Consider the following 23838-nt stretch of genomic DNA (forward strand, 5'->3'; position numbering starts at 1 on the left):
GTATGCGTATAAAACTTAATCCCATCTACATTTGGAAATAGGCGTTTTCTAAAGGGCAAAAATCCTTGAGAATTTTCGGCTGCGTCCTGTGCCGGGATAGTTGCTGTAAAATCTTCACCTTTTAGATAAGCTGTACTGATATTTTGCAGTAATTCCTCTTAGGGGTGCAATAGCCATCGAACGTATCTATCATTTTAAAATCTAACTGATTTTAAATACCAACGCATAGCCCAACTTTGTTTTTTCGCCAGGAACCGTAATAGATAGTCCTTCAGAAGTTTGAACAAACTTCGCTGATCCCATCGCACCCAATAGTTTCACGCTTTTAACGGCATTTGGATATAATTCGCTTCCTTTAGCAAGGCTTTTTATATTGATCTTACCATCGGTAGGCCAACCAAGTGCTGTAGCATATAAAATCTTACCCTTAGTATTGAACCGGATGTCTTGTGCTTCAAATGGCTTTCCCTTACCTTCATTAAAACCCTGGGCACTGAGTGGGGCAGCACTGTCTTTCGCTGGTCCCTCTCCAAAAATCTTCCATGGTCTGGTAGCATAAATAGACTCCTTATTGATCTGCATCCAGTCGCCGATCTCGATTACCACCGCCAGCTCGTCCGAATCTATGGTTCCGTCGCCACGAACTGGAACATTTAACAATAGGTTTCCGTTTTTACTGACCACATCAACAAGGGTATGAATCACTGTCTTTGCTGTTTTGTAATGGTGATTATCAAAAATCCTGCGGTCGTAATGCCAGCTACCGATACAGGTATCAGTCTGCCAGGTGTAAGGTTCTATTTCGTTGCTTTGTCCGCGTTCAATGTCCCAAACCATACATTTACGTTGCTCTTCATTCAAAATTTTACCATTGACCACAGCAGTATTCTTTCCGTTCTTCTTGATACTTTTGTTGTATAAATGTGCGGCTATTCGCAAACCTGCATCACTTAACGGCCATAAAGGCAATACTGTATCATCGAAATAGACGAGGTCAGGTTCATATTTGTCGATAAGGTCTTATGGAACACCAGCCATAGGGCCTTTTTTATCTGAAAGCTGGGCAATTTCTAACCAGCTCCATGCGCGGGCAGCATGAACGCTGACCCCAAAAGGCAATTTGTTTTTCTTCGCAGCTTTCGCCCAACCGCCGACCAGGTCCTTTTTAGGCCCCATCTTTACGGAGTTCCATTCATTTTGATATTTGCTATCGTAAAGGTCAAAATTATCATGGTGGTTAGCCAGGGCTACGAAATACTCCGCTCCCGCCTTTTTGTAAAGTCCTACCAGATAGTCAGGATCCCATTTCTCTGCCTTAAATTCATTGATTACATCTTTAAAACCAAATTTGCTAGGATGACCGTATTTCTCTATATGATATTTATACTGGTCTGAACCCTCTTCGTACATTCCTCGGGCATACCAATCACCTCTTTCTGGCTGACATTGTGGGCCCCAGTGTGCCCAAATCCCAAATTTTGCATCTTTATACCATTGCGGGACAACATACTTTTTCAAGGAGTCCCAGGTTGGGGCGAACGGAACTCTGGCGAACTCTTTATTCCCTGATGGGTCTAAAAAATAACTGGTACGGGCCATTGTTTTGGAAAGAGCCATAGCCGGTAATACCGTCGCAAGTCCTTTTAATAGCTTTCGTCTGTTCATAATTTTAGTCTATAAGTGGTTATTCAAAGAACGTACATTTGTCAACGGGAACATTAAAACAATTAACCACTTTATAAGATATATTAACATTCATCGGAGGATAATATTCCTTACAAATAGGTTAAATTAGTGGCTGTAACTGTTCTGGAATCTTCATTCCTTTACATAGCTAAATATAATCTGTTATCCTCATGTCTGAAGAAAAAAATACGAATACTATAGGTTTAAAAATACCCCCAGTAATTTTTGGTACCAGCAGCCTAGGTAATCTTTATCAGTCCGTTGCGTTCGATGTGAAGAAAGAAATCGTAAACCAGTGTATCATTAATTCGATAGGGCAAACTGTTTTTGACACGGCAGGAAAATACGGCGCTGGGCTTGCACTGGAAACTCTGGGCGAGTGCCTGAAAGATTTAAATGTGGAGCCTGGAAACGTGGTCATCAGCAACAAATTAGGCTGGTTTCAAACGGAACTATTAACCGAAGATCCTACTTTTGAGACTGGCGTTTGGGTTGATTTAAAAAACGATGCGGTACAACGCATTAGTTATGATGGGATTTTAGCATGCTTCGAGCAGGGAAATCAACTGCTAGGAAAATACGAAGCCAGAATGGTTTCGGTGCATGACCCCGATGAATACCTGAATGCAGCTCTGGATGATGCTGACAAACAGAACCGCTATCTCGATATCCTAAATGCCTACAGTGCATTGCTAGACTTGAAAGCGCAAGGCAGAGTTGATTCCGTAGGAATAGGCTCAAAAGATTGGCGGGTTATTGAACGGATAAGTAACGATGTGAAGTTAGATTGGGTGATGATCGCCAATAGTTTAACGGTGCACTCGCACCCTAAATCGCTCCTAGATTTTATCAGTCGACTGCAGTCTGCAGGGGTTGCAGTGATCAATTCCGCTGTTTTTAATGGAGGTTTTCTTATTGGGAGCGACTTCTATAACTATAAAAAAGTCAACAGCAACACCACCACAGGACACGATCTGTATCTTTGGCGTTACCGCTTTTATGCATTGTGCAGGAAATATGGTATCGAACCTGCGCAGGCATGTTTCGATTTTGGATTTAACCTGCCCGGAGTAATCGCTGTTGCGTTAAATACCACTAAGCCTGAGAAAATTAAGACCAATATGGATATGGTTTCCGCAAAAGTTCCGTATGAATTCTGGGAGGCCATGCAAAATGCCCACCTTATTGATTTACCCCTTTACCTTTTAGCAAGAAAAAAGCATGAAAGTATTGATCTGTAAAACCCCTGGCGAATTCGCTTATGAGGAACAGGAAAAACCAAAACTCAAACCTGGTTGTACCATTTTAAAGATCAGGCAGGTAGGAATTTGTGGTACCGACTACCATGCCTTCGAAGGCAGCCAACCCTTTTTCCAATACCCAAGGATTCTTGGGCATGAAATTGCCGCAGAGGTATCTGAGATAAATCCAGATTCTCAATTTAAAATTGGGGAATTGGTGACAATAAGTCCTTATCAATATTGCGGGAATTGCATCGCATGCCGTTATGGAAAAACGAACTGTTGTCAGCATATGCAGGTTTGCGGGGTACATATAGATGGTGCAATGACCGAGTTCTTTATGGTTCCCGACAAATATATCATTAAGGGAAATGGATTGACGGCAGACCAGCTGGTTTTGGTTGAGCCATTGGCTATCGGCGCGCATGGCGTTGCAAGAGCTGGTATCGCAAAAGGTGAATTTGTGCTGGTGATGGGTGCCGGTCCTATTGGGCTAGGAACAATGAACTTTGCGCAAATTGCCGGAGCCCGGGTAATCGCCATTGATGTGAACCAGAAACGCTTGCTTTTTTGTAAGAAAAAGCTGGGAATAGAACACATAATAAATGCGGTAGAGGAAGACGTTATCGCCAGGCTTTTGGAGATTACTTCCGGAGATATGCCAACAGTAGTTATCGACTGCACAGGTAACTTGAAAGCCATCAATAGTGCCGTGTCCTACATGGCTCATGGCGCTAAATTCGTATTGATAGGTCTTCAAAAGGAAGCTTTGGTGATCAGCCATCCGGAGTTTCACAAACGCGAAGGCACCTTGATGAGTAGCCGAAATGCCCTACCCGAAGATTTTAAATATGTAATGGATTGCATCAAAAGCGGACAGGTACAACCAGCGAATTACATCACGCACAGGATTAACTTTGCTGACATTAAAGGCGAATTCACGTCACTCACGGCACCTGGCAACGAGGTAGTGAAAGCCGTCATTGAATTCTGATGAACTTGCAACTATGAAGCCTAAGCACTTAACCATACCAAATCAAGCAGATCACTCCTTTAGTATCAGGAAAGATATTATCCCCAATATTAACAATACTTGGCATTACCATAAGGAAGTGGAATTGATCTGCTTTCATAAGGGTTCGGGTACACAATTTATTGGCGATCATATTAAGTCGTTCTGTCCGGGTGACATCATGTTGGTTGGCAAAGACCTGCCGCATTACTGGAGGTACGACACCAAATATCAAGATGTTAAGGATTCAAATTCAGCCTATTCTACGGTAATACACTTTCTTGACAACTTCATTGGAGAAAAATTTCTGTTCCTTCCAGAAGCTGCCCCCATCAAATCCCTTTTGGAGCGGGCAAGAAATGGCTTGCTGATCACCGGAAATGATGCTATTGTTATTACTGCCAAGATGGAGCAAATTTACCAGTTGGAAGGTATGGAAAAGATTGTTGCACTACTAGAATGCCTAATCACCATTGCAGGTTTCAAGAATCTGCTTTCACTATCTTCCATAGGCTTTCAATATGACTTTAGAGATTCAGAAAAAGAAAAATTAAACAACATCTACAATTTCGCACTTAATAACTTTAAAAATAAGATAGCATTGGAGGAAATTGCATCGGTTGCAGACCTTGTACCGAATTCCTTTTGTAGATATTTCAAAAATAGGACAGGAAAGACCTTCTCTAAATTCCTGACGGATGTTAGAATAGGCTATGCACGGAAGTTAATGATTGAAAATCAAATGGACATCAAGCAAATTTGCTTTGAATCCGGCTTCAATAATTTCTCCTGCTTTCACAAACAATTCAAAGCGATAACAGGAAAGACTCCGAAAGATTATATGAATATTCATGCTGTGGGATACTGATTACGATTCTCTTTCAGGCATCATTATTGATTCATATGAGAAAAACTTATGATCGAAATTAATAATGTTCAACCGTTAAGTCCTGAAGAGTTATTTGACCTGTTGAAAACGGAATTCCCATCCTACCTAAATAATTTACTAGGCAGCAATGTTACTGTCGAATTTGCACATGTGGCTAACATTATAAATATCACGTTTCCTGAAGTGATTGAGGGCAATGCCTATACGCTAACCGTTAGCGATGAGCAAATTGAAATAACTGATCACACTGAAGAAAGTAGTTACAATACAGAATTATTGGAACAGCATCTTATCGCATTTCTTACTGAAATAGCGGAATAGCGCTTTAAATATCCCATAATATCATTGGTTCAATCATAAGCTTTTGAAAACACCCCCACCAGCATGAACTACCAAATATATGATGCAGTTGAATTTCGTGTGTCCAGTTTGTCAAAAAAAATTAGGAAAACAACTTTAATGCAGGTTTGCCAAGACCGTCGGGAGTAGTATAAAACGGCCGTTTCTCTACCAAATAGTTCGTATCTGGAGAGATGCCAAGCGCATGATAAATGGTTTGGTGAACTTGATCTATCACGATTGGATTTTCAATTGTTTTACATGGCCTTTGATCCGCAGTCTTTCCGTAAACCGATCCCTTTTTTATTCCTCCACCAAACATCAACATGGAACCCCCGTCCGTAAAATGACGGTGCATGCCATAGTTTTTTAAATCGTCGATCACATCAGGCTGATCTACCTGCTCTTGCACTTTTGCATCCGGGCGCCCTTCTACCATCATATCCCTGCTAAACTCGCTTGCCAAAATAACCAACGTTCGATCCAAACGGCCACTTTGCTCCAGGTCTTTAATGAGCTGCGCTATGGGCCCATCAATCATTTTTTTCATTGCTACCCCACGTGTATATCCATTGTCATGGGTATCCCATCCTTTAAACGGCTCATACTCTGTGGTCACGCTAACAAATCTCGCCCCTTGTTCAACAAGCCTTTTGGCCATTAAACACCCGAGGCCGAATTTGCCGGTATTATAAACATCGTATACCTCCTTCTTCTCCTTTGCTAAATCAAAGGCCTTGGCTTCCGGAGATTTTAACAGTATATAGGCTTGTTCCATGGAACGGCGCAATGATTCTTTCTGATAATCACTGCCATATTCACCCATTGGACTGTTGCCGATCAACTGATTATATAATTGGTTCCTTTTTTCAAACCGGGCAGCAGACATCCCCACTGGCGGTTGTACAGATTCTAAGCCGGCCGTTGGGTCAGGTATAATAAAAGGGCCAAACTCGTTACCAAGAAAGCCAGCAGTGTGATAGGCTTTTAATTCTTCCGCCTCGCCGAGGTTGAAGCGTTGCCCGATATTGATAAAGGAAGGAATCACCGGATTCAATGGACCCAGTTCCTTTGCTATCCATGACCCGATGTGCGGAACAGAGACAGATTGCGGAGGTTTATAGCAAGTGTGCCAATGATATTGATGCCTGGAATGTAGAATATGCCCCATATCAGCTGCTACATAGGATCTGATCAATGTTCCTTTATCCATAATTCCCCCAATTGATTCCAGCCCTTCTGAAAAATGAATTCCGTTAAGAGCGGTTGGTATTGATTTAAAAGTGCTCAATACACTATTCGATTGCATTCCCTTAGAAAAGGGGGTAAATTTTTTGGGGTCAAAGGTATCTGTGTGTGGCATGCCTCCGGCCATCCATAGCAGGATGACGGAATCTGCTGTCGACTTTGCATTCTTGTAATTATTCGCCCCAAAAACTTTGGTAATAGGTATCCCTGCAGCCATTGCTGCGATAGCAGCGGCGCTTGTATTCTTCAGAAAATCTCTTCTATTCCAATTCATATCATCGTTTTTAACACCTGCTTAATATATTATTTGAAATTCTGGCAGTAGTACAATTGACCAAAACAGATCCTGAATCGCATCTGCATCGGGCAAATCACCTAATGCTTTATCTGCCAGATTCAATTCTTTATCGGATGGAGTTCTACCCAAAGCTTTTAGATAAAACTCATTAATAGCCTGTTTCTTATTTTTAAACTTGGTTTGCCACCTTAAGGCACCTTGTTTTATAGCCTCATTGAACTTAGTTCCATTTGTGAATTCCAATGCCTGGAGCAAGTTAGCCTGCGAATCCCTGCTGGTAGCAACTGTCTCACGATTCGGCCTGCCTAATGATGTCAAGTAGCTGTTATTGGCAACTAATGATGACCGTACAAAAGCAGTGTTCTTTCCTAAATCAGTATAAGTCAATTTTTTGAACGGATTATACCGCAGCTCATTGTCCATAAAAACCGGAAATATAACATTACTTATGGCATCGGTAAATTGCTCTGCTGTCATCCGCTTGCGCAGCATTCCGGTAAATTTATATTTAGGACTACCAATTAGTGCGGCATCTTTGAATCCTACGGAGCGCAGTTGATAGGTATCAGAAGTCGCAATCATGTAGATCAATTCTTTCGTATCAAATTGTTTACTCGTAAAATTATAAGCCAACCAGTCTAATAAGTTCTGATCCCAGGGCTCGTTGTCCATCACATCAACTGGCTCAACCAACCCCCGTCCCATCATTTGCGCCCAGATGCGATTTACAATTGTTCTGTATAACCTGCCATTTATAGGCTTAGTCATATTCTGAGCCAGTTGTTTACGCTTTTCTTCGACACTTGCCTTACTACTTATAGTCCCCAATTCTTTCCAAAGCATTCTGGGATCTACGAAACGCCCTGTGGGTTTATCGCAACGGTTGATTTCCAAGCTGGACTTTGAGAAAACATTAGCAAAAGCATATGCGTCATCAAGTTTCCAATCGCTAATAAAACTGTTGTGACAGGAAGCACACTTAAGATTAAGCCCTAAAAATACCTGAGAAACGTTTTGAGCAGCCTGCATTTCTGTTGTTTGACTTGAATTCACAACGCCCCGCCATTCGATCCCCTGAATAAATCCTTTTGAATCGTCAGTCGGATTTAATAGCTCGCGAACAAACTGATCATACGGCTTATTCGTTCTTATAGCCTGGTACAACCAATTTGTAATATTTGATCTGCCTCCTGTAATATAACCTGTACCTGTATAATCATTCCTTAAGGCATCATTCCAAAATGTTAACCAATGTAAAGCATAGTCATCTTGCCTGTTTAGCAATTCCCTAACCCAAATTGCTCTTTTGTCTTGCCTGTTGTCTTTCGCAAACCTTTCCAAATCATCAGGCGTTGGCAGCAGCCCAATAATGTCCAGATAAATTCTACGCAAATAAATACGATCATCTACCTTCCCGGGCCAAGTAATCTTCCTTTTTTTGAAGTAATCGTTTACCCAAATATCTACCGGATTATTGACTTTTTTGGAACCGGATCCAGATGGTAATTTTGGATTTCTAGGAGCTAACTGGGCAACCCTGAACTCAGGTGCTTTGACTCCTTTGCCACCGCTATCCGGCCATGGGGCACCTTTGACAATCCAGAGTTTAACAATTCCAATATCTCTTTGACTCAGCTTTTTTGCATCTGAAGGCATGAAATCTTTATGGTCGACCGGAAGTGTTATACGTCTGAATAATTCACTTTGATCAGGCTTGCCAGGTACGATTACAGGTCCATCCTCCCCTCCTTTAAGCGCCATGAATTTGCTATCTAACCTAAGCCCGGCCTTCATTTTCTCCGCACCGTGACAGCTATAACAATTATGTGCGAGAATGGCTTTCACCTCCGTATTTAATTCGAGATCTTCAGAAGTTAAATTTTCAGACTTAGTATCAGGCGACTTCGTAATGGCTTCTGACTTTATTAATTGTACTTTTGCGATTCTTGTCGCATCTCCATCTTCAGGCCAGGGTGCTCCCTTACTTATCCAAAGCTTGACGATATCAATGTCTTGATCTTTTAACATTTTCCCTTCAGAAGGCATAGCCTTTTTATGATCTAAGGGAAGAGTGATCCGCCTGATTAATTCACTTCTATTAGGGTTGCCCAGAATAATGACCGGTCCATCTTCGCCACCTTTGAACGCAAACTCTTTAATATCCAATCTTAGTCCTCCCTTTTTCTTATCAGGACCATGACATTTATAACAACTATTACTAAAAATAGCTTGTACTTCTGCATGCAGCGCGATCTCGTTCTCCTTTGTCAGTGGTAAAGAATCCTTTTTTAAAGAGGTTAAATCAAATTTGACTATTGGCTTTCCCTTTTTAATGTTCCATGGAAGGGTCGACGATATGAAATCACCACCGTGAGTTAGCTCAGCGCCAATATGACCAGCAACTGTAACACTAAGGGCAGTAAAAAAGAGCATGCATCGATAAGCCAAGATAGCAAACTTGGTCTTCTTTTTTGTGATTACATACAGTAATAAGGAAGTGCATAAGGCCAATATTGCTGTTGCCAGACCTGTCCATTTATGCAGGTCTAGCTTACTTCCTTCATAGTCGCCGTTTGTCGAAAGTAGCCATCCAAAGATCACAGAAATAGCTGCTGTGCCTACTCCAATGATTACCAATATATTTATTCCTACACGCAGTTTTGAATCATAATTTTTCAATGTAAACAATTCCAAAACGGCTGCTATTATGATTACACTTACGGGAAAATGCACGGTTAATGGGTGCAAATGACCTAAAAATTCTAAAAACCAGTAGGTTTGCTCTTCAATCATACTATTCTTTGGTTATTTATCTATTCATTTTTTATTCATCATTCTCCGCATTATGAATAAATATATGCTGGCTTAGCCGTTTCATCTATACCATATGACCAGGCACGTAACAATTTGTTGGTAACTAAGGAGTTAGCGAATAGCTGGATGGCTAACTCAGCCGATTTAAAACTACCTTTATTCGTCGGCAAACATGCCACTAATGTATTTTACCAAAATAAGTATAATTTTTTAAATGTGAGAAAGCAGCTTTTTGCATGGTTGCACCTTTTATGAGCATAACACTGGCACCCATTTGCAATGTAGCTGTGGGTTCTAAGAAAACCATAAGCTTTTAAGGCATACTTGTCAAGTGTATCGATGAAATTAATAAAGAGCTACAAGACAAAGCTAGATTAACTATTGTGGAAAGATTAATAGAATTTGACAAATAGCATGTGGTTTTTGATTTGGCGGTCGTGTCGTACTCATAAACAACGGGCAATTGGTTTTAATGCGCATACTGGTGATTTCTGTAAAACAAAAAAAGCCTGTAATCATTTGATTCAGGCTTTTAATTCATTTTAAGATGTTATCAAGCGGAGGAAGAGGGATTCGAACCCTCGGTACCGTTGCCAGTACGACAGTTTAGCAAACTGTTCCTTTCGGCCACTCAGGCATCCCTCCGAAATTCTCAAAATATCCCTTTTGAGGTTGCAAATATAGCAATTCATCTATGTTTGCAAAAAAAAATTATAGCGTTTGCTGATAATCTATGCGGACATGATATATGCTCATAAGCATAGTCTTGAATATCAGCTTTATAGTTTCGATATCTTTTAATGTAATATCGCAATTATCTAACTGGTCTTGCTCCAGTTTGTAATCAATGATCCTTTCAACAAGCGCATTTATGCTTTGAGCATCCGGATTCTTCAGACTTCTAGAGGCAGCTTCTATCGAATCTGCCAGCATTAACACGCCTGTTTCTTTTGAGAAAGGAATTGGACCAGGATAACGGAAAATATTCTCATCAACAAACTTTTGAGGTGAGTTTTTAAGGAACGATTGATAGAAGTAATCAACCCTTGTATTTCCATGGTGCGTTCTGATGAAGTCAATCACGCTCTCCGGCAGTTGATTCCTTCTGGTAATTTCTATCCCTTTGTGGACGTGCTTAATGATAATCTGAGCACTTTGCTCGTAAGGGAGTTTATCATGCGGACTAACTGCCGTATTTTGATTCTCTATAAAGTATTGAGGGTTTTCAATCTTCCCAATGTCATGATACAGTGCTCCTGCCCTAACGAGTAGTGAATTTCCGCCGATCTTAAAGATGGCGGCTTCCGCTAAATTTGCTACTTGTAAAGAATGCTGAAATGTGCCAGGCGCTTTGAATGCAAGTTCCCTGAGCAACTTATTGTTAGTGTTGGTCAACTCTATAAGCGCAATATCCGAAGTAATTCCAAACATTCTTTCAAATGCATAAATCAATGGATAGGCAAGCAGGGAAAGTAACACGCTGACAACAAACGGTACAAAGTTGCCCCATTCGATATTTGCAATCGATCCTTCCCTCAATAAGGCAATACCCACAAATGATATAAAGTATGCAGATAAGATGAATAATGCTGAGAGCAACAACTGTTCTCTCTTGATCAGGTTTCTGATGCTATAAATCGCAACCATACCTGCTGTGGTTTGATAAAACACAAACTCAAAACTATTTGGAACAAAAAAACCGGCGATCAGAATTACCAACAAATGCAGGTAGAGTGCAAGTCGGGTGTCAAACAGAATTCTTATGATGATAGGGACAATGCAGAAAGGTATGTAATATAAGCTTGGCAAATTCAACTTAATAGCCCAGGTTAAGGAAAGTAACATGGTAGTGGTTACCAGCAAAATCAGCGTTAGTTGCCTGTTGTCTGCGAAAATATCCTTCCTGAAAAGCTTTAAAAAAACCATTAGTAAACTCACAATAAATCCGACAAGAAGAATCTGCCCAAAATAAACTAGCTTGCTATCTCCTATTGTCTTGGTTTGTGCCTCATATATTTCTTTGAAAGACTGAAGCTTCTGATAGATCTCATCATCAATTACATTATTCTTCGCGATGATTAGTTCTCCTTTTTGAACCATCCCTCTTGTAGTGGAAAGACTGTTAACCGCATTTTCCTGAAGCATTAATGTCATATTTTCATCGTAAATAATGTTAGCCTGAAGATGATCTTCAGCTAGAGTTAAAACCAGGTCTTTAACTTTGAGGCTTACAGCTGTAAATGTGTTTTTATAAAAATCCAGGCCTGTTTGCACAGTAAATACATCTGCAGAATTAAGGATTTTGCTTACATTATTTTGCAGCAGAGAAAAATCATAGTTCTTATTTCCTTTTTGTTGTTTGACGGCGAGCGCAATGATTCCTTTGGTATAAATCGATTTGAGCAGCTTCATAGAGGAACTTTTATAAGCATCCTTTCCGTTATCTGGCAAGCCACTCGCGCGCCATTTCACATCGAATTCGCTTAAGTAAGCTTCCTCAACTCCTTGGATTAGGGCCGTATTAAGTGTGTACACCGGTAAAATATTGGCTAAGGCTTCTTTCCTATCCTGCTCAATCTGGGTTGTAGTTTTCAAGATGGCAAAACTGAATGGAGACACCAGATCTTTATTTTTCCAAGTTTCGCTTTTTTCAAACTCGTATCTAAAGCGGGGTTGTTTGGGTAAAAAAGCGGTAATTATAAAGACCGAAAGTAACATCATCACATATTTTATGTTGGATGAATACTTCCTGTAAAGCACTCTATGAGAATTCTTTTTGATTTTAGCCAAAGTGATTTAGATTGATTAGATCAAAAATAAGATAAATTTTTATCAACTGAAGGAAGTCTTTCACCGCTTGGTGAGAAGCGTTTGGAAATTTCGATTCTTTTAACGTATTTTATGATATTAAAATAATATCACTATGTATCAGGAAAAAATTATCACTCCGCCATCTGGCTACCTAACATTCGCATTATTTCTTGTCCTTTTGATTGGAGGAATAACAGCATTAGCGACCCAACATTATATATTAGGTTCAATAGTATTGTTCCTTAACTTTGTACTGGTCCTGCCTGGTCTTATCATTAATAATCCAAATGAATCAAAAGTACTCACCCTTTTCGGAAAGTACGTAGGAACTGTAAAAACAGACGGATTTTTCTGGGTGAATCCTTTAACTGTTAAAATGAAAGTATCCTTAAAAGCAAGGAATCTAAATGGGCATCAGATCAAGGTTAACGATAAATTGGGAAATCCTATTGAAATTGCTGCAGTTGTTGTTTGGCAGATCCAGGAGACTGCTAAGGCCATGTTTGCCGTTGAAGATTACTTACAATACGTTACCATTCAAAGTGAAGCTGCAGTTAGACACCTCGCAAACATATTTCCTTATGACAACTTCGAAGACGAAGAAGCCACAATAACGTTGAAGGATGGCGCAGAGAAGGTAAGTACGTTACTGGAAGCTGAATTGAGCGAGCGATTATCCAGAGCAGGCATTCAGGTCGTGGAGGCCCGTATATCACATCTCGCTTATGCACAAGAAATTGCGAGCGCCATGTTGCAGCGTCAGCAGGCAACTGCTGTAATCGCCGCAAGAAAACTTATCGTAGAAGGTGCAGTTGGGATGGTAGAAATGGCGCTCGAGCGTTTGTCGGAAAAAAATATTGTCGAGCTTGATGAAGAACGCAAAGCGGCAATGGTAAGTAACTTATTAGTGGTTCTTTGCGGAGACAGAAATGTTCAACCAGTTGTGAATACGGGAACCCTTTACAACTAAAATGGAGTAAAAACGAATGTCTGAGAAAGATAAGAAAGCGTTTGTACTGAGGGTTAAACCTGAGTTAATGAAAGAAATTGAGAAATGGGCGGGTGATGAATTTAGAAGTACAAACGGGCAGATTGAATTCTTACTCCATGAGGCACTCAAAGCAAAAAGAAAACGCAACAAGATTAAAAATTCAGAAGATTGACCTAACTTTACTTTCAACTAACTTATAGATAGCATGAGAGAAGTGGTAATAGTGTCGGCGGTGAGAACACCCATCGGCAGTTTCGGAGGGTCATTGTCTGGATTTTCAGCCACCCAATTGGGTGGCATCGCAATAAAAGAAGCAGTTAAACGCGCCGGTATCAAGCCGGAAGATGTTCATGAAGTTTATATGGGAAACGTGCTGTCGGCTAACATTGGCCAAGCTCCTGCAACACAGGCCGCGAAGTTTGCTGGCCTTCCCGATGTTCCGGCGACTACGATTAATAAGGTTTGTGCCTCTGGTATTAAAGCTATTATGCTGGCCGCCCAAAGCATTGCATCAGGTGGAGCAGATATCATTGTTGCAGGCGGAATGGAGAGCATGAGCAATGTACCCTACTACCTTGATAAGGCCCGCAATGGCTATCGATTGGGTCATGGACAGTTAACTGACGGTTTATTAAAAGACGGCCTGTGGGACGTTTACAACGATTACCATATGGGAGCCGCCGCAGAATTGTGCGCTTCGGAATGTGGCTTTAGTCGGGAAGAACAAGATGCTTTTGCCATCAGCTCATATAAAAAAGCACAGTCCGCACAGCAAGAAGGTCGGTTTGCTAAGGAGATCATTTCCGTTGAAAGTAAAGACAGGAAAGGTGAGGTGACAATCATTGATAAGGACGAGGAGCCTTTTGCTGTTAAGTTTGAAAAAATACCTGGCCTGAAACCTGTCTTCAAGAAAGACGGGACAGTTACTGCGGCGAACGCTTCTGCATTAAATGACGGCGCTGCGGCGCTAGTGTTAATGAGCGCATACAAAGCGGCAGAACTCGGCTTAAAACCTTTAGCGAAAATACTGGCGTATGCAGATGCCCAGCAAGCTCCAGAATGGTTTACTACAGCACCTTCTAAAGCTATTCCACTCGCATTAAAAAGAGCAGGTAAGCAATTGTCAGATGTTGACTTTTTCGAGATAAATGAAGCTTTTTCTGTAGTTTCATTAGCAAATAATAAAGAGATGGGTTTAGATGAAGAGAAGGTAAATATGAACGGTGGGGCTGTATCGCTTGGCCACCCACTTGGAGCCTCTGGTGCTAGAATTGTAGTCACATTACTTTCAATTCTTTCCCAAAACAATGGGAAAATTGGTGTTGCCGGTATTTGTAATGGTGGAGGTGGCGCAAGTGCCATTGTAATTGAGAACTTAGGATAATGAGAAGTAGATTTAGCGGAGCAATAACGGCTGTTTGGTTATGTTGTATTTGCATACCATCAATTGCTCAACACAGTTTTCAATTGAACAATGGGGCGATTATGACTAAGTTTCAGGATTCACTGGTCAAAATTAGTGATGAGGTATTTACTGCCCAAACTACTGGTGCACGTTTCTCCAGGAACGCCGCTTTTATCAAGACGCTTGTTAATTCTTTGAAAACCCCCACCTCTTTCAGCTATCCTTTTGATTCTTTGAAGAGGCTAAGCATCGTCAAATCTCCAGACAATTCATTTCGGATAATTTCTTGGTTTATACCTCTTGACGATGGTAGTTACCGCTTTTTTGGGACGGTACAAATGGCAACAAAGGATGGTAGGCTCAAGTTATATCCGTTGATTGATAATACCGACAATATCTTTGATGCTAATGTGATCGTAGACAATAAAAATTGGTACGGGGCTCGTTATTATGAAATAGTTCCTGTGATTGTGAGTGGTCGGCAACCCTACTATGTTCTTGTCGGTTGGAAAGGCAATAATACGAAAACAACAAAAAAGGTGCTGGATATACTGTCCTTTGAGAAAAATCAGCCTGTCTTTGGTAAGCCAGTATTCGAAGGCCCAAAGGGTAGCGCAACAAAAAATAGGATTGTATTTGAGTACAATAAGCTAAATTCGATGACTCTTACATTCGATAAGACTGTAAATATGATCACCTTTGATCACCTCGCCCCATTCGCTGAAGATATGGTTGGAAATTATCAATATTATGCCTCAGATCTCAGCTTTGATGCGTATCAAATTTTAAATGGCACGCTGAAACTTGTTGAAAACGTAAAACTTAAGAATGAGCCAAATAATATGGATGAATTATACGTTGATCCGAAAGATAAAAAAACAAAAGCTATAAAAAAGCTATAAGTTTGAAAGTTCGCCTCTAGGTAACTATCTTGCACTTTAAACTAACTGAACTAACTGTAATTACTAAAAAACTAAGATGAGTACAACTAATTTGGACACCCCAAATGACTTTTTTGAGAGTAAGGTATTAGGACATCCGGCTGGGCTGTTTGTTTTATTCTTTACAGAGATGTGGGAAAGGTTTTCGTATTATGGAATGAGGGCATTACTTGTCCTTTTCTTAACTTCTTCTTTAACAGACATTAACCCCGGTTGGGGATGGCCAAGAGAGCAAGCGCTTGCTATCTACGGTTCTTACACAGGCCTGGCATATTTAACGCCTATTTTAGGTGGTTATATCGCAGATAGGATCATTGGATATCGTTGGGCTGTTCTGGTTGGTGCATTACTAATGACTCTTGGACATCTCTCCATGGCTATGGAATTTCACCAGGCTTTCATGTATTTAGGTTTAGGATTGCTCGTAATTGGTAATGGATTTTTTAAGCCAAATATGACTTCTGTATTGTCGCAGATGTATAAAAAGCACTCAGATAAAAAAGATGGCGCTTACACTATATTTTACATGGGTGTAAATTCCGGCGCATTTTTAGGGATGCTTCTCTGTGGTTATATAGGTGAAAGTCCGGATTGGGGATGGAGCTGGGGCTTCGGACTTGCTGGTATTTTCATGTTTATAGGAATGCTACAGTTTTATTTCACTCAGGGAATATTCGGCGAAATTGGCTTGAAGCCATTGAAGAATCAAGTAGAAGAGGGTTCCGACAATTTAGAGGAATCATCCAGAAATCCTTTCTCGACATTCGATTCAATTGTGATCGCTTTGATTTCGGTAATTGGACTTGCCTGGATAATCAACGATCCGGTGTCTAAAATAACCTCCGCTAATCTGTTTAACTTTAAGGTAGGAACTCTTGATGGTAGTAACTTCATGATCATGATCGCCTTAGCGCTATTTTTGTTCATCCTGGTTAAGAGGATATCACAATATACCCCTGTCCTTCGTGATAAGATGATTGCTGTTATTGTGCTGGCATTTATTACCATTTTCTTTTGGGCATCTTTCGAGCAGGCAGGTGGTTCTATGACCATTTTTGCGAAGGATTACACGCAGCGGGTTCTTTCCGGAGACTCTAAGATAATCTTCAATGTTGTCAATACGTTAATCACCGTAGTTCCGCTGATAATCATCTCCTATGTGCTATTTAAGTTATTTGCGAAAACCTTTGCAAAATATGCGCTAGGTAATCTTATTTTAGCATCAGGCTTTGTTTTAATTTGGGGTATTGTTATTTATATGCTATCTAATCAGTATAATGAAGTCAAATCAGAAGTTCCAGCCACTTGGTTTGGAATCCTGAACTCCTTGTTTATTATCAGCCTTGCACCTATTGTTTCTAAACTTTGGGAGAGTAAGTACAATCCTTCTGCAACTATGAAAAATGGTTTCGGTATGATTCTATTGGGTATTGGGTTTGGAGCGCTAGCGTACGGATCAAGTTCCATTCCGCAAGGAGCAGCTGTTGCAGCAGTAAGTATGATTTGGTTGATTTTGGCTTACCTGTTCCATACCTTGGGAGAATTATTTATATCACCCGTTGGCCTTTCCTATGTAAGCAAACTAGTTCCCGGCAGGATGATAGCGATCATGTTTGGCATTTGGTACCTGGCAATCGCTATCGGTAACAAAATAGCAGGAACCATGGGTGGGAAGATCGATGAGATTACATCTAAATATTCAATGACTACCTTTTTTCTGATATTCACATTAATTCCGATAGGAATAGGCTTATTGGTAATGATGTTGTCACCAATTATGAAGAAGTTAATGCATGGCGTAAAATAAGCTATATTCATGGCTGAAAATATTACCCTGGAGCAAATCCAGGACTTTAAAGGAAAATATCCTAAGCAACTTTGGTCCTTGTTCTTCTCTGAGATGTGGGAACGTTTCTGCTTCTACGGCATGCGGGGAATGCTCACCTATTTTATGGTGACCAAATTGATGATGAATGACGTAGATGCCAACCTTCAATATGGGGCTACGCAGGCATTTGTTTACGCCTTCACTTTTATCGGAGGGTTGTTCGCTGATAAGATCCTTGGCTTCAGAAAATCCTTATTTTGGGGAGGTATTTTAATGATCGTTGGGAGTACGATTCTTGCATACGATCCCAAGCAATTTTTCTTTCTAGGATTAAGCTTTACGGTAGTTGGAACAGGATTTTTTAAGCCCAATATTTCAACTATGGTAGGGAAACTTTATCGTTCGGACGACATTCGTCGTGACGCAGGTTTTTCAGTCTTCTATGCCGGGATAAACATTGGTGCTCTATTAGGTGGATATGCCTGTATCGCAATCGGCAAACAGTATTCCTGGCATCTGGCCTTCGGATTAGCAGCGATTGTGATGACCATGAGTTTAGTTACTTTCTTGTTTACACAGAAGACCTTGGGACCGATTGGCTTGCCGCCTTCTACCGACGAAGAAGTTGTCGACGAGACTTTTGTCGGTATCGATGAAAGAGTTCAGCCAGAACCCGCAGTAATAAAACGCAAATCGATCAGTAAGAAGTGGTATGACTATGCTGTTTATGTTGGCACCCTATCCGTTGTACCGTTGATCATGATCATGGTTGCCAAAACTCAATACACAGATTGGTTTATGTACACTATTGGACCCGCAACACTGTTTTATTTGTTTTTCGAGATGTCCAAATATAGTATTGCAGAGCGCAAAAAACTTGTTGCCGCATTGGTATTCATTTTATTCTCCATCGTTTTTTGGGGCATCTATGAGCAAAGTGGCGGTTCCCTAGCATTATTCGCAGCTAGAAACCTTGACAATAAGATATTAGGTGTTATAACGGTAGATCCTAACGGAGTTAATAACTCGGCAAATTCTTTGTTCGTTATCATTTTTGCCTTCGTCATCAGCTTCATCTGGATTGGCATGGCAAAGAAGAAAATTGAGCCTAACACGATCATTAAATTTGGTTTGGGCTTTCTGTTTCTTGGCGCTGCTTACTTTATATTCTATTCCACGCGTTACTTTGCAACTCCTGAAGGTATCGCTTCTCTTGATGTATTTACAATTGCTTATTTTGTTGTCACGATAGGAGAGCTTTGCCTTTCACCTATTGGCTTATCGATTATGACAAAATTGTCGCCGCCAAAGCTGCAAGGCGTAATGATGGGAATGTGGTTTTTAGCAAGTGCATATGGCCAATATGTTGCTGGTCTTTTAGGCGCCAACCTTTCTGAGGCTGGAGAGAATGAGAGCGCCTTGCAAAAGCTCATGACTTACACAGACGGATATAAGCAGCTTGCAATATATTCCATCGTCGCGGGAGTAATATTGATTGCTATATCGCCTCTTGTGAAAAAGCTAATGCAAGAAGTGAAGTAAATCCTTAACTTTATGCTTTTAAATCAATATACGTGTCAGATAGTTTAGTAATCATCCCTACCTACAATGAAAAAGAAAATATTGAAAAGATTATTAGAAAGGTTTTCTCTTTAGATTTCTTTTTTGAAATTCTCATTATAGACGATGGTTCCCCGGATGGCACCGCTGAAATTGTAATACAGCTTCAACAAGAATATCCGGCTTTGCATCTGGAACAGCGAGCAGAAAAACTTGGATTAGGGACCGCTTACATCCATGGATTTAAATGGGCGCTAGAAAGGTCACAATACCAGTACATTTTTGAAATGGATGCTGACTTTTCCCACAATCCAGATGATTTGATTAGGCTTCGAACAGAATGTTTTTCTGGAGCTGACATCGCAATCGGTTCAAGGTATGTAAAGGGTGTAAATGTTGTCAATTGGCCTATGAGTAGGGTGTTGATGTCATACTTTGCTTCTATGTATGTGAGAATCATAACAGGCATCACCATACAAGACGCAACCGCAGGATTTAAATGTTACCGTAGGACGGTGCTCTCTACAATTCCAATGGATAAGATAAGATTTGTAGGTTATGCGTTTCAAATTGAAATGAAGTTTACCGCTATCAATTATGGTTTTAAAGTTGTTGAAGTTCCAATTATTTTTACGGACAGGACAGAAGGCACTTCGAAAATGAGCACAAGAATTTTTAGGGAAGCCTTCCTGGGAGTTATACAAATGACGATTTCTAGCTGGTTTAGAAAATACGATCGGCCGGGTACAGATTAAAGTTTTTCGGTCTTGTCTTCCCGCATCATTTCCCCGAAAGTCTGGCCTTTGTCCATAGCTGAGACTATCTTAACAATTCTTTTAGTTCTTGTGGGCTCGGTTTTGGCAGCGTTCAACCAGTTGATATACCAGTTTTGATGAGATTTGGGTAGTTTCAAAAAACTTCTAAGAAGTTCCGGCTCGTCGGATAAACAGAGCTCTAGTTCTTGAGGCATTTCGATCTTAAAGTCTTTATCCTCCTCGAGTTGGACCTCGACAACAGCTCCAGCTTCCTTTCTGAGCTTTTTTCTAAGGCTTGCTTTCAATGCGATAATAAAGTCACCCTCTCCCATAGGTACCGTGGCAACACCCCCTATCTGGACATTGTCTAGCATACCTTTTACTCGAAAACTCTTTTTACAATCTTCTTTAAGTTGTTGAGCAATTGAGGCTGGAATAAAAATATAGCTCCAGCCAGTCTTTTCGCCCATTTCTGCAAACCGCTCGATTTCTGCCTTGAATTTAATCATGGCGGAAATTACTAGAATTTCTCTTCGATTCCCAATCCGAACAATGCAAAATCATATTTCACCGGATCGTCAGGGTCTAGTAATGATAACTGACCACTAAGCTCGACTGCCGTTAGCCAATCCGTTTGTTTTCTTTGAATCATTCCTAATTTTCTTGCTACCCTATCAACATGCACATCACAGGGGCAAATAAGCTGAGCGGGCTTGAGGTGGCTCCAGATACCGAAATCGACACCCCTATTATCTTTTCTAACCATCCACCGTAAAAACATGTTGAGCCGTTTGCAGGTGGATTTCTGCGTTGGAGAAGAAACGTGTTTAATCGTTCGGCCTGGAAAATCCGGTAGGGAAAAAAAATAGGTTCTAAAATGATTTAGGGAACGTTCAATTCTCGGTCTGTCGCCTAGCTCTGGAACAAGAAATGCCGACTCAAGGGTGTCAGACTGTTGGTAATGATGGTTGAAGAAGGCTATAAAATATAGTAGGTCTGTATCGTTGAACGTTCTATGTTTAAATCCGAGAAGTCTCTTCAAATCTTCAGAATCATGGTTTAAAATAAAATCATAAGGAGCATTATCCATTCGATTGAACAGTTCATTACATTTATTGATAATCGTTTTACGCTGGCCCCATGCTAAAATTGCCGCAAAGAATGCGGCAATTTCTATGTCTTGTTTTAAAAAGAATTGGTGGGGTATACAAATGGGATCGTTCTTAATAAAAGAAGGTTTATTGTATTGTTCAACCTTTACATCTAAGAAGTTTTTTAGTTCCAGGAACTCCAATCTACTTCAAAGCTTGTTCAAGATCGGCCAAAAGATCATCGATGTCTTCCACTCCTACGCTCAATCTCAAAAGATTATCTGTCACCCCAACTTTCTCACGCTCTTCTTTAGGAATCGATCCATGTGTCATGGTTGTTGGATGGTTGATTAAAGATTCAACACCGCCTAAAGATTCGGCAAGAGTAAATACTTTAAAGGATGATGCCACACGAAACGTCTCTTGTAAATCTGCATCTTTAATAGTAATTGAGACCATTCCACCAAAACCGCGCATTTGCTTTTTTGCGACATCATGATTCGGATGATCCTCAAATCCAGGCCAATAAATCTTATCGATCTTAGGATGGCTTTTTAAGAAATGAGCTACCTTCTCACCGTTTTCACAATGAGCCTTCATTCTTAGATGAAGTGTTTTTATACCTCTCAACACAAGAAAAGCATCCTGGGGGCCGGGTGTAGCGCCGCAAGCGTTGTAGATAAACCAAAGATCTTTATATAGTTGGTCATCGTTCACAAGTAAAGCCCCCATAACCACGTCAGAGTGCCCTCCAATATATTTGGTTACTGAGTGCATTACAATATCAGCACCCTGATCCATAGGGTTTTGCAAATAGGGAGAAGCGAAAGTATTGTCGACAGCTAGTAGTAAACCATTACCTTTAGTTATCTTCGCAACCCCTTCAATATCGATTATCCTCATGGTAGGATTGGTTGGTGTTTCAATCCATACCAACTTCGTATTTTCATTGATATATGGAAGAATATTATCGGGCTTAGACAGGTCTAAAAAATGAAATTTCAATCCATACTTCTCATAGATCTTAGTGAAAATTCGGTAAGAACCTCCATAAAGATCATTCCCAGTAATGACTTCATCACCTGGTTTGAGCATTCGGAGAACAGCATCTGTTGCACCCATTCCACTTGAAAATGCCAATCCGTATTTGGCATTTTCAAGGGCAGCGAGGCAGTCTTCGAGTGCCTTACGCGTAGGGTTTGTACCTCTGGAGTATTCGTAACCTTTGTGATCACCTGGCGACTTCTGGGCATAAGTTGAAGTCTGATAGATAGGGGTCATAACGGCTCCCGTTGTTGGATCAGGTTCCTGACCTGCATGTATAGCTTTAGTTGCGAACTTCATTTTTTTAAAGGTTTATGGGACTGTGATAAAATAGCAAAGATAGGTTTGTTTCCTTGTCAATAAGCTCTGGCAAAGAGAACACGCTGTGTTGATGCCTTGCCACTGTAGATACAAACACCGTCTTCCAACTTATTGTTCAATGGAATGCAGCGGATTGTTGCTTTCGTTTCTTCTTTAATCTTCTGCTCTGTTTCTGGACTGCCATCCCAATGCGCAGAAATGAATCCTGCTTTGGCGTCAAGTAGCTCCTTGAACTCATCATATGAGTTTGCCTCTGTGATATGATCTGTTCTAAAGTTTAATGCTTTAGTGAATATATTTGACTGGATGTCCTCTAGTAATTGAGCGATGTAGGTATCCAGACCTTCCTGTAGTACCGTTTGCTTTTCTCTGGTGTCCCTTCTAGCCAATTCCACGGTTCCATTTTCCATATCGCGTGATCCAATGGCAAGTCGCACAGGAACTCCTTTAAGCTCATATTCGGCAAATTTGAAACCAGGTCGTTGCGTGTCCCTATCATCATATTTCACCGAGATCCCTAATTTTTTTAGTTTCGATATTAGTTCAAAGACAAAGTTCGATATGTTCTTTAAATCTTCGTCGCTTTTGTAAATTGGAACAATAACTACTTGTATTGGAGCTAGTTTTGGTGGTAATACTAACCCGGCATCGTCACTGTGTGCCATGATCAAAGCACCCATTAATCGGGTCGACACTCCCCATGAAGTTGCCCAAACGTGTTCTATTTTACCTTCTTTATTCGTGAATTTCACATCAAATGCCTTGGCAAAATTTTGACCTAGAAAGTGTGAGGTTCCAGCTTGCAATGCTTTACCATCCTGCATTAAAGCTTCAATACAATAGGTATCAAGCGCACCAGCAAAACGTTCATTGGCGGTCTTAACTCCTTTTATAACCGGAACAGCCATCCAATTCTCCGCAAAATCTGCGTATACATCAAGCATCTGTCTGGTTTCTGAAATTGCTTCTTCAGCAGTCGCATGAGCAGTATGGCCTTCTTGCCACAAGAATTCAGTCGTGCGTAAAAAAAGTCTGGTACGCATTTCCCATCTCACCACATTTGCCCATTGATTGATCAAGAGTGGAAGATCTCTATAGGATTGTATCCAACCTTTATAAGTGTTCCAGATTATCGTTTCAGAAGTGGGACGAACGATTAGTTCTTCCTCGAGTTTCGCGGTCTCATCTACAATGATGTTTCCATTTCCATCATTTTTGAGACGATAATGTGTCACTACGGCACATTCTGTCGCAAATCCTTCCACATGGGAAGCTTCCTTAGAGAAAAATGACTTAGGAATGAATAATGGAAAATAAGCATTACTATGCCCAGTATCTTTGAACTTTTGATCTAAAACCGCCTGTATTTTCTCCCAAATGGAATATCCATAAGGTTTAATGACCATGCAACCTTTAACTGAGGAATGTTCTGCCAGGTCAGCTTTTATAACAATGTCGTTATACCACTGGGAATAGTCTTCGTTTTTACTTGTAATGCCTTTGCTCATAGCTGTCTGGAACGTTTTTTGTGTTAAATCGTTTGTATTGTACGTTGCAAATTTAT

Annotated in this window: 19 protein-coding genes, 1 tRNA gene and 1 pseudogene; 11 read left to right on the plus strand and 10 right to left on the minus strand. The window is 40.6% G+C overall.

The features are described 5' to 3' along the window. Positions 1–201 precede the first annotated feature (201 nt). Positions 202–582, minus strand: a complete 381-nt coding sequence (locus tag ACHFIZ_RS11045) for an alpha-L-fucosidase C-terminal domain-containing protein (RefSeq protein ID WP_410886029.1) — start codon at positions 580–582, stop codon at positions 202–204. Beyond that, positions 577–1665: pseudogene (locus ACHFIZ_RS11050) on the minus strand (alpha-L-fucosidase); the annotation flags it as partial. The pseudogene ACHFIZ_RS11050 and the gene ACHFIZ_RS11045, both read right to left, overlap by 6 nt. A 191-nt stretch (positions 1666–1856) precedes the next feature. On the opposite strand from ACHFIZ_RS11050, the gene ACHFIZ_RS11055 reads away from it, so the two are divergent. The 4 genes from ACHFIZ_RS11055 to ACHFIZ_RS11070 are packed head-to-tail and all read left to right on the plus strand — an operon-like array spanning position 1857 to position 5149. Next, the gene (locus ACHFIZ_RS11055) at positions 1857–2927 is read left to right on the plus strand and encodes an aldo/keto reductase (protein ID WP_410885768.1); all 1071 of its coding nucleotides are present in this window, start codon (positions 1857–1859) and stop codon (positions 2925–2927) included. Then, positions 2908–3921, plus strand: a complete 1014-nt coding sequence (locus ACHFIZ_RS11060; protein ID WP_410885770.1) for a zinc-binding alcohol dehydrogenase family protein — start codon at positions 2908–2910, stop codon at positions 3919–3921. Before ACHFIZ_RS11055 ends, ACHFIZ_RS11060 begins: the two co-directional genes overlap by 20 nt. 13 nt (positions 3922–3934) lie before the next feature. Continuing rightward, positions 3935–4807, plus strand: coding sequence for an AraC family transcriptional regulator (locus ACHFIZ_RS11065; protein WP_410885771.1), 873 nt, complete (start codon positions 3935–3937; stop codon positions 4805–4807). A gap of 48 nt (positions 4808–4855) precedes the next feature. After that, positions 4856–5149: a hypothetical protein gene (locus ACHFIZ_RS11070; RefSeq protein WP_410885773.1), complete on the plus strand. Its 294-nt coding sequence runs from the start codon at positions 4856–4858 to the stop codon at positions 5147–5149. 121 nt (positions 5150–5270) lie between these two features. Here ACHFIZ_RS11070 and ACHFIZ_RS11075 read toward each other — a convergent pair whose 3' ends face one another. The 4 genes from ACHFIZ_RS11075 to ACHFIZ_RS11090 form a co-directional block, all read right to left on the minus strand. Further along, complete coding sequence (locus tag ACHFIZ_RS11075; RefSeq protein ID WP_410885776.1) at positions 5271–6689, minus strand: DUF1501 domain-containing protein; 1419 nt, start codon at positions 6687–6689, stop codon at positions 5271–5273. 21 nt (positions 6690–6710) lie between these two features. Then, the gene (locus ACHFIZ_RS11080) at positions 6711–9506 is read right to left on the minus strand and encodes a DUF1549 domain-containing protein (RefSeq protein ID WP_410885778.1); all 2796 of its coding nucleotides are present in this window, start codon (positions 9504–9506) and stop codon (positions 6711–6713) included. 579 nt (positions 9507–10085) lie between these two features. Further along, positions 10086–10172, minus strand: a tRNA-Ser gene (locus ACHFIZ_RS11085). 66 nt (positions 10173–10238) lie between these two features. Further along, positions 10239–12245, minus strand: a complete 2007-nt coding sequence (locus ACHFIZ_RS11090; RefSeq protein WP_410886031.1) for an HD family phosphohydrolase — start codon at positions 12243–12245, stop codon at positions 10239–10241. A gap of 205 nt (positions 12246–12450) precedes the next feature. Here ACHFIZ_RS11090 and ACHFIZ_RS11095 point away from each other — a divergent pair, with 205 nt between their 5' ends. From ACHFIZ_RS11095 to ACHFIZ_RS11125, 7 genes are all read left to right on the plus strand, one after another. Next, positions 12451–13308, plus strand: coding sequence for an SPFH domain-containing protein (locus ACHFIZ_RS11095; protein ID WP_410885780.1), 858 nt, complete (start codon positions 12451–12453; stop codon positions 13306–13308). A 16-nt stretch (positions 13309–13324) separates the two neighbouring features. Then, a complete protein-coding gene (locus ACHFIZ_RS11100; RefSeq protein ID WP_410885782.1) occupies positions 13325–13501 on the plus strand; it encodes an Arc family DNA binding domain-containing protein in 177 nt (58 codons plus the stop codon). Positions 13502–13534: 33 nt separating this feature from the next. Next, the gene (locus tag ACHFIZ_RS11105) at positions 13535–14713 is read left to right on the plus strand and encodes an acetyl-CoA C-acyltransferase (RefSeq protein ID WP_410885784.1); all 1179 of its coding nucleotides are present in this window, start codon (positions 13535–13537) and stop codon (positions 14711–14713) included. 101 nt (positions 14714–14814) lie between these two features. After that, complete coding sequence (locus tag ACHFIZ_RS11110) at positions 14815–15636, plus strand: hypothetical protein (RefSeq protein ID WP_410885785.1); 822 nt, start codon at positions 14815–14817, stop codon at positions 15634–15636. Between the two features lie 76 nt (positions 15637–15712). Next, positions 15713–17482, plus strand: coding sequence for a peptide MFS transporter (locus tag ACHFIZ_RS11115; RefSeq protein WP_410885787.1), 1770 nt, complete (start codon positions 15713–15715; stop codon positions 17480–17482). A gap of 9 nt (positions 17483–17491) precedes the next feature. Continuing rightward, entirely contained in the window at positions 17492–19045 is a 1554-nt protein-coding gene (locus ACHFIZ_RS11120; RefSeq protein WP_410885789.1) for a peptide MFS transporter, read from the plus strand. A gap of 32 nt (positions 19046–19077) precedes the next feature. Then, entirely contained in the window at positions 19078–19818 is a 741-nt protein-coding gene (locus ACHFIZ_RS11125) for a polyprenol monophosphomannose synthase (RefSeq protein WP_410885791.1), read from the plus strand. Here ACHFIZ_RS11125 and ACHFIZ_RS11130 read toward each other — a convergent pair. The 4 genes from ACHFIZ_RS11130 to proS are packed head-to-tail and all read right to left on the minus strand — an operon-like array spanning position 19815 to position 23782. Continuing rightward, a complete protein-coding gene (locus tag ACHFIZ_RS11130; RefSeq protein ID WP_410885793.1) occupies positions 19815–20327 on the minus strand; it encodes a DUF1905 domain-containing protein in 513 nt (170 codons plus the stop codon). The two genes, ACHFIZ_RS11125 and ACHFIZ_RS11130, sit on opposite strands and share 4 nt — an antisense overlap. A gap of 11 nt (positions 20328–20338) precedes the next feature. Beyond that, positions 20339–21112 (minus strand): TIGR02757 family protein, encoded by a 774-nt coding sequence (locus tag ACHFIZ_RS11135; protein WP_410885795.1) that lies wholly within the window; start codon positions 21110–21112, stop codon positions 20339–20341. 1 nt (position 21113) lies between these two features. Further along, positions 21114–22253, minus strand: a complete 1140-nt coding sequence (locus tag ACHFIZ_RS11140) for a cystathionine gamma-synthase (RefSeq protein ID WP_410885797.1) — start codon at positions 22251–22253, stop codon at positions 21114–21116. Positions 22254–22309: 56 nt separating this feature from the next. Next, entirely contained in the window at positions 22310–23782 is a 1473-nt protein-coding gene (gene proS, locus ACHFIZ_RS11145; protein WP_410885799.1) for a proline--tRNA ligase, read from the minus strand. Positions 23783–23838 lie beyond the last annotated feature (56 nt).

Source organism: Pedobacter sp. JCM 36344, assembly GCF_046546555.1.
Lineage (GTDB): Bacteria > Bacteroidota > Bacteroidia > Sphingobacteriales > Sphingobacteriaceae > Pedobacter.

Coding starts and splice junctions, on each gene's coding strand:
- ACHFIZ_RS11075 (WP_410885776.1), bottom strand. CDS start 6,689: ATGAATTGGAATAGAAGAGATTTTCTGAAGAATACAAGCGCCGCTGCT.
- ACHFIZ_RS11055 (WP_410885768.1), top strand. CDS start 1,857: ATGTCTGAAGAAAAAAATACGAATACTATAGGTTTAAAAATACCCCCA.
- ACHFIZ_RS11080 (WP_410885778.1), bottom strand. CDS start 9,506: ATGATTGAAGAGCAAACCTACTGGTTTTTAGAATTTTTAGGTCATTTG.
- ACHFIZ_RS11090 (WP_410886031.1), bottom strand. CDS start 12,245: ATGTTACTTTCGGTCTTTATAATTACCGCTTTTTTACCCAAACAACCC.
- proS (WP_410885799.1), bottom strand. CDS start 23,782: ATGAGCAAAGGCATTACAAGTAAAAACGAAGACTATTCCCAGTGGTAT.
- ACHFIZ_RS11070 (WP_410885773.1), top strand. CDS start 4,856: ATGATCGAAATTAATAATGTTCAACCGTTAAGTCCTGAAGAGTTATTT.
- ACHFIZ_RS11120 (WP_410885789.1), top strand. CDS start 17,492: ATGGCTGAAAATATTACCCTGGAGCAAATCCAGGACTTTAAAGGAAAA.
- ACHFIZ_RS11110 (WP_410885785.1), top strand. CDS start 14,815: ATGACTAAGTTTCAGGATTCACTGGTCAAAATTAGTGATGAGGTATTT.
- ACHFIZ_RS11065 (WP_410885771.1), top strand. CDS start 3,935: ATGAAGCCTAAGCACTTAACCATACCAAATCAAGCAGATCACTCCTTT.
- ACHFIZ_RS11045 (WP_410886029.1), bottom strand. CDS start 582: ATGCAGATCAATAAGGAGTCTATTTATGCTACCAGACCATGGAAGATT.
- ACHFIZ_RS11100 (WP_410885782.1), top strand. CDS start 13,325: ATGTCTGAGAAAGATAAGAAAGCGTTTGTACTGAGGGTTAAACCTGAG.
- ACHFIZ_RS11115 (WP_410885787.1), top strand. CDS start 15,713: ATGAGTACAACTAATTTGGACACCCCAAATGACTTTTTTGAGAGTAAG.
- ACHFIZ_RS11140 (WP_410885797.1), bottom strand. CDS start 22,253: ATGAAGTTCGCAACTAAAGCTATACATGCAGGTCAGGAACCTGATCCA.
- ACHFIZ_RS11095 (WP_410885780.1), top strand. CDS start 12,451: ATGTATCAGGAAAAAATTATCACTCCGCCATCTGGCTACCTAACATTC.
- ACHFIZ_RS11060 (WP_410885770.1), top strand. CDS start 2,908: ATGAAAGTATTGATCTGTAAAACCCCTGGCGAATTCGCTTATGAGGAA.
- ACHFIZ_RS11130 (WP_410885793.1), bottom strand. CDS start 20,327: ATGATTAAATTCAAGGCAGAAATCGAGCGGTTTGCAGAAATGGGCGAA.
- ACHFIZ_RS11105 (WP_410885784.1), top strand. CDS start 13,535: ATGAGAGAAGTGGTAATAGTGTCGGCGGTGAGAACACCCATCGGCAGT.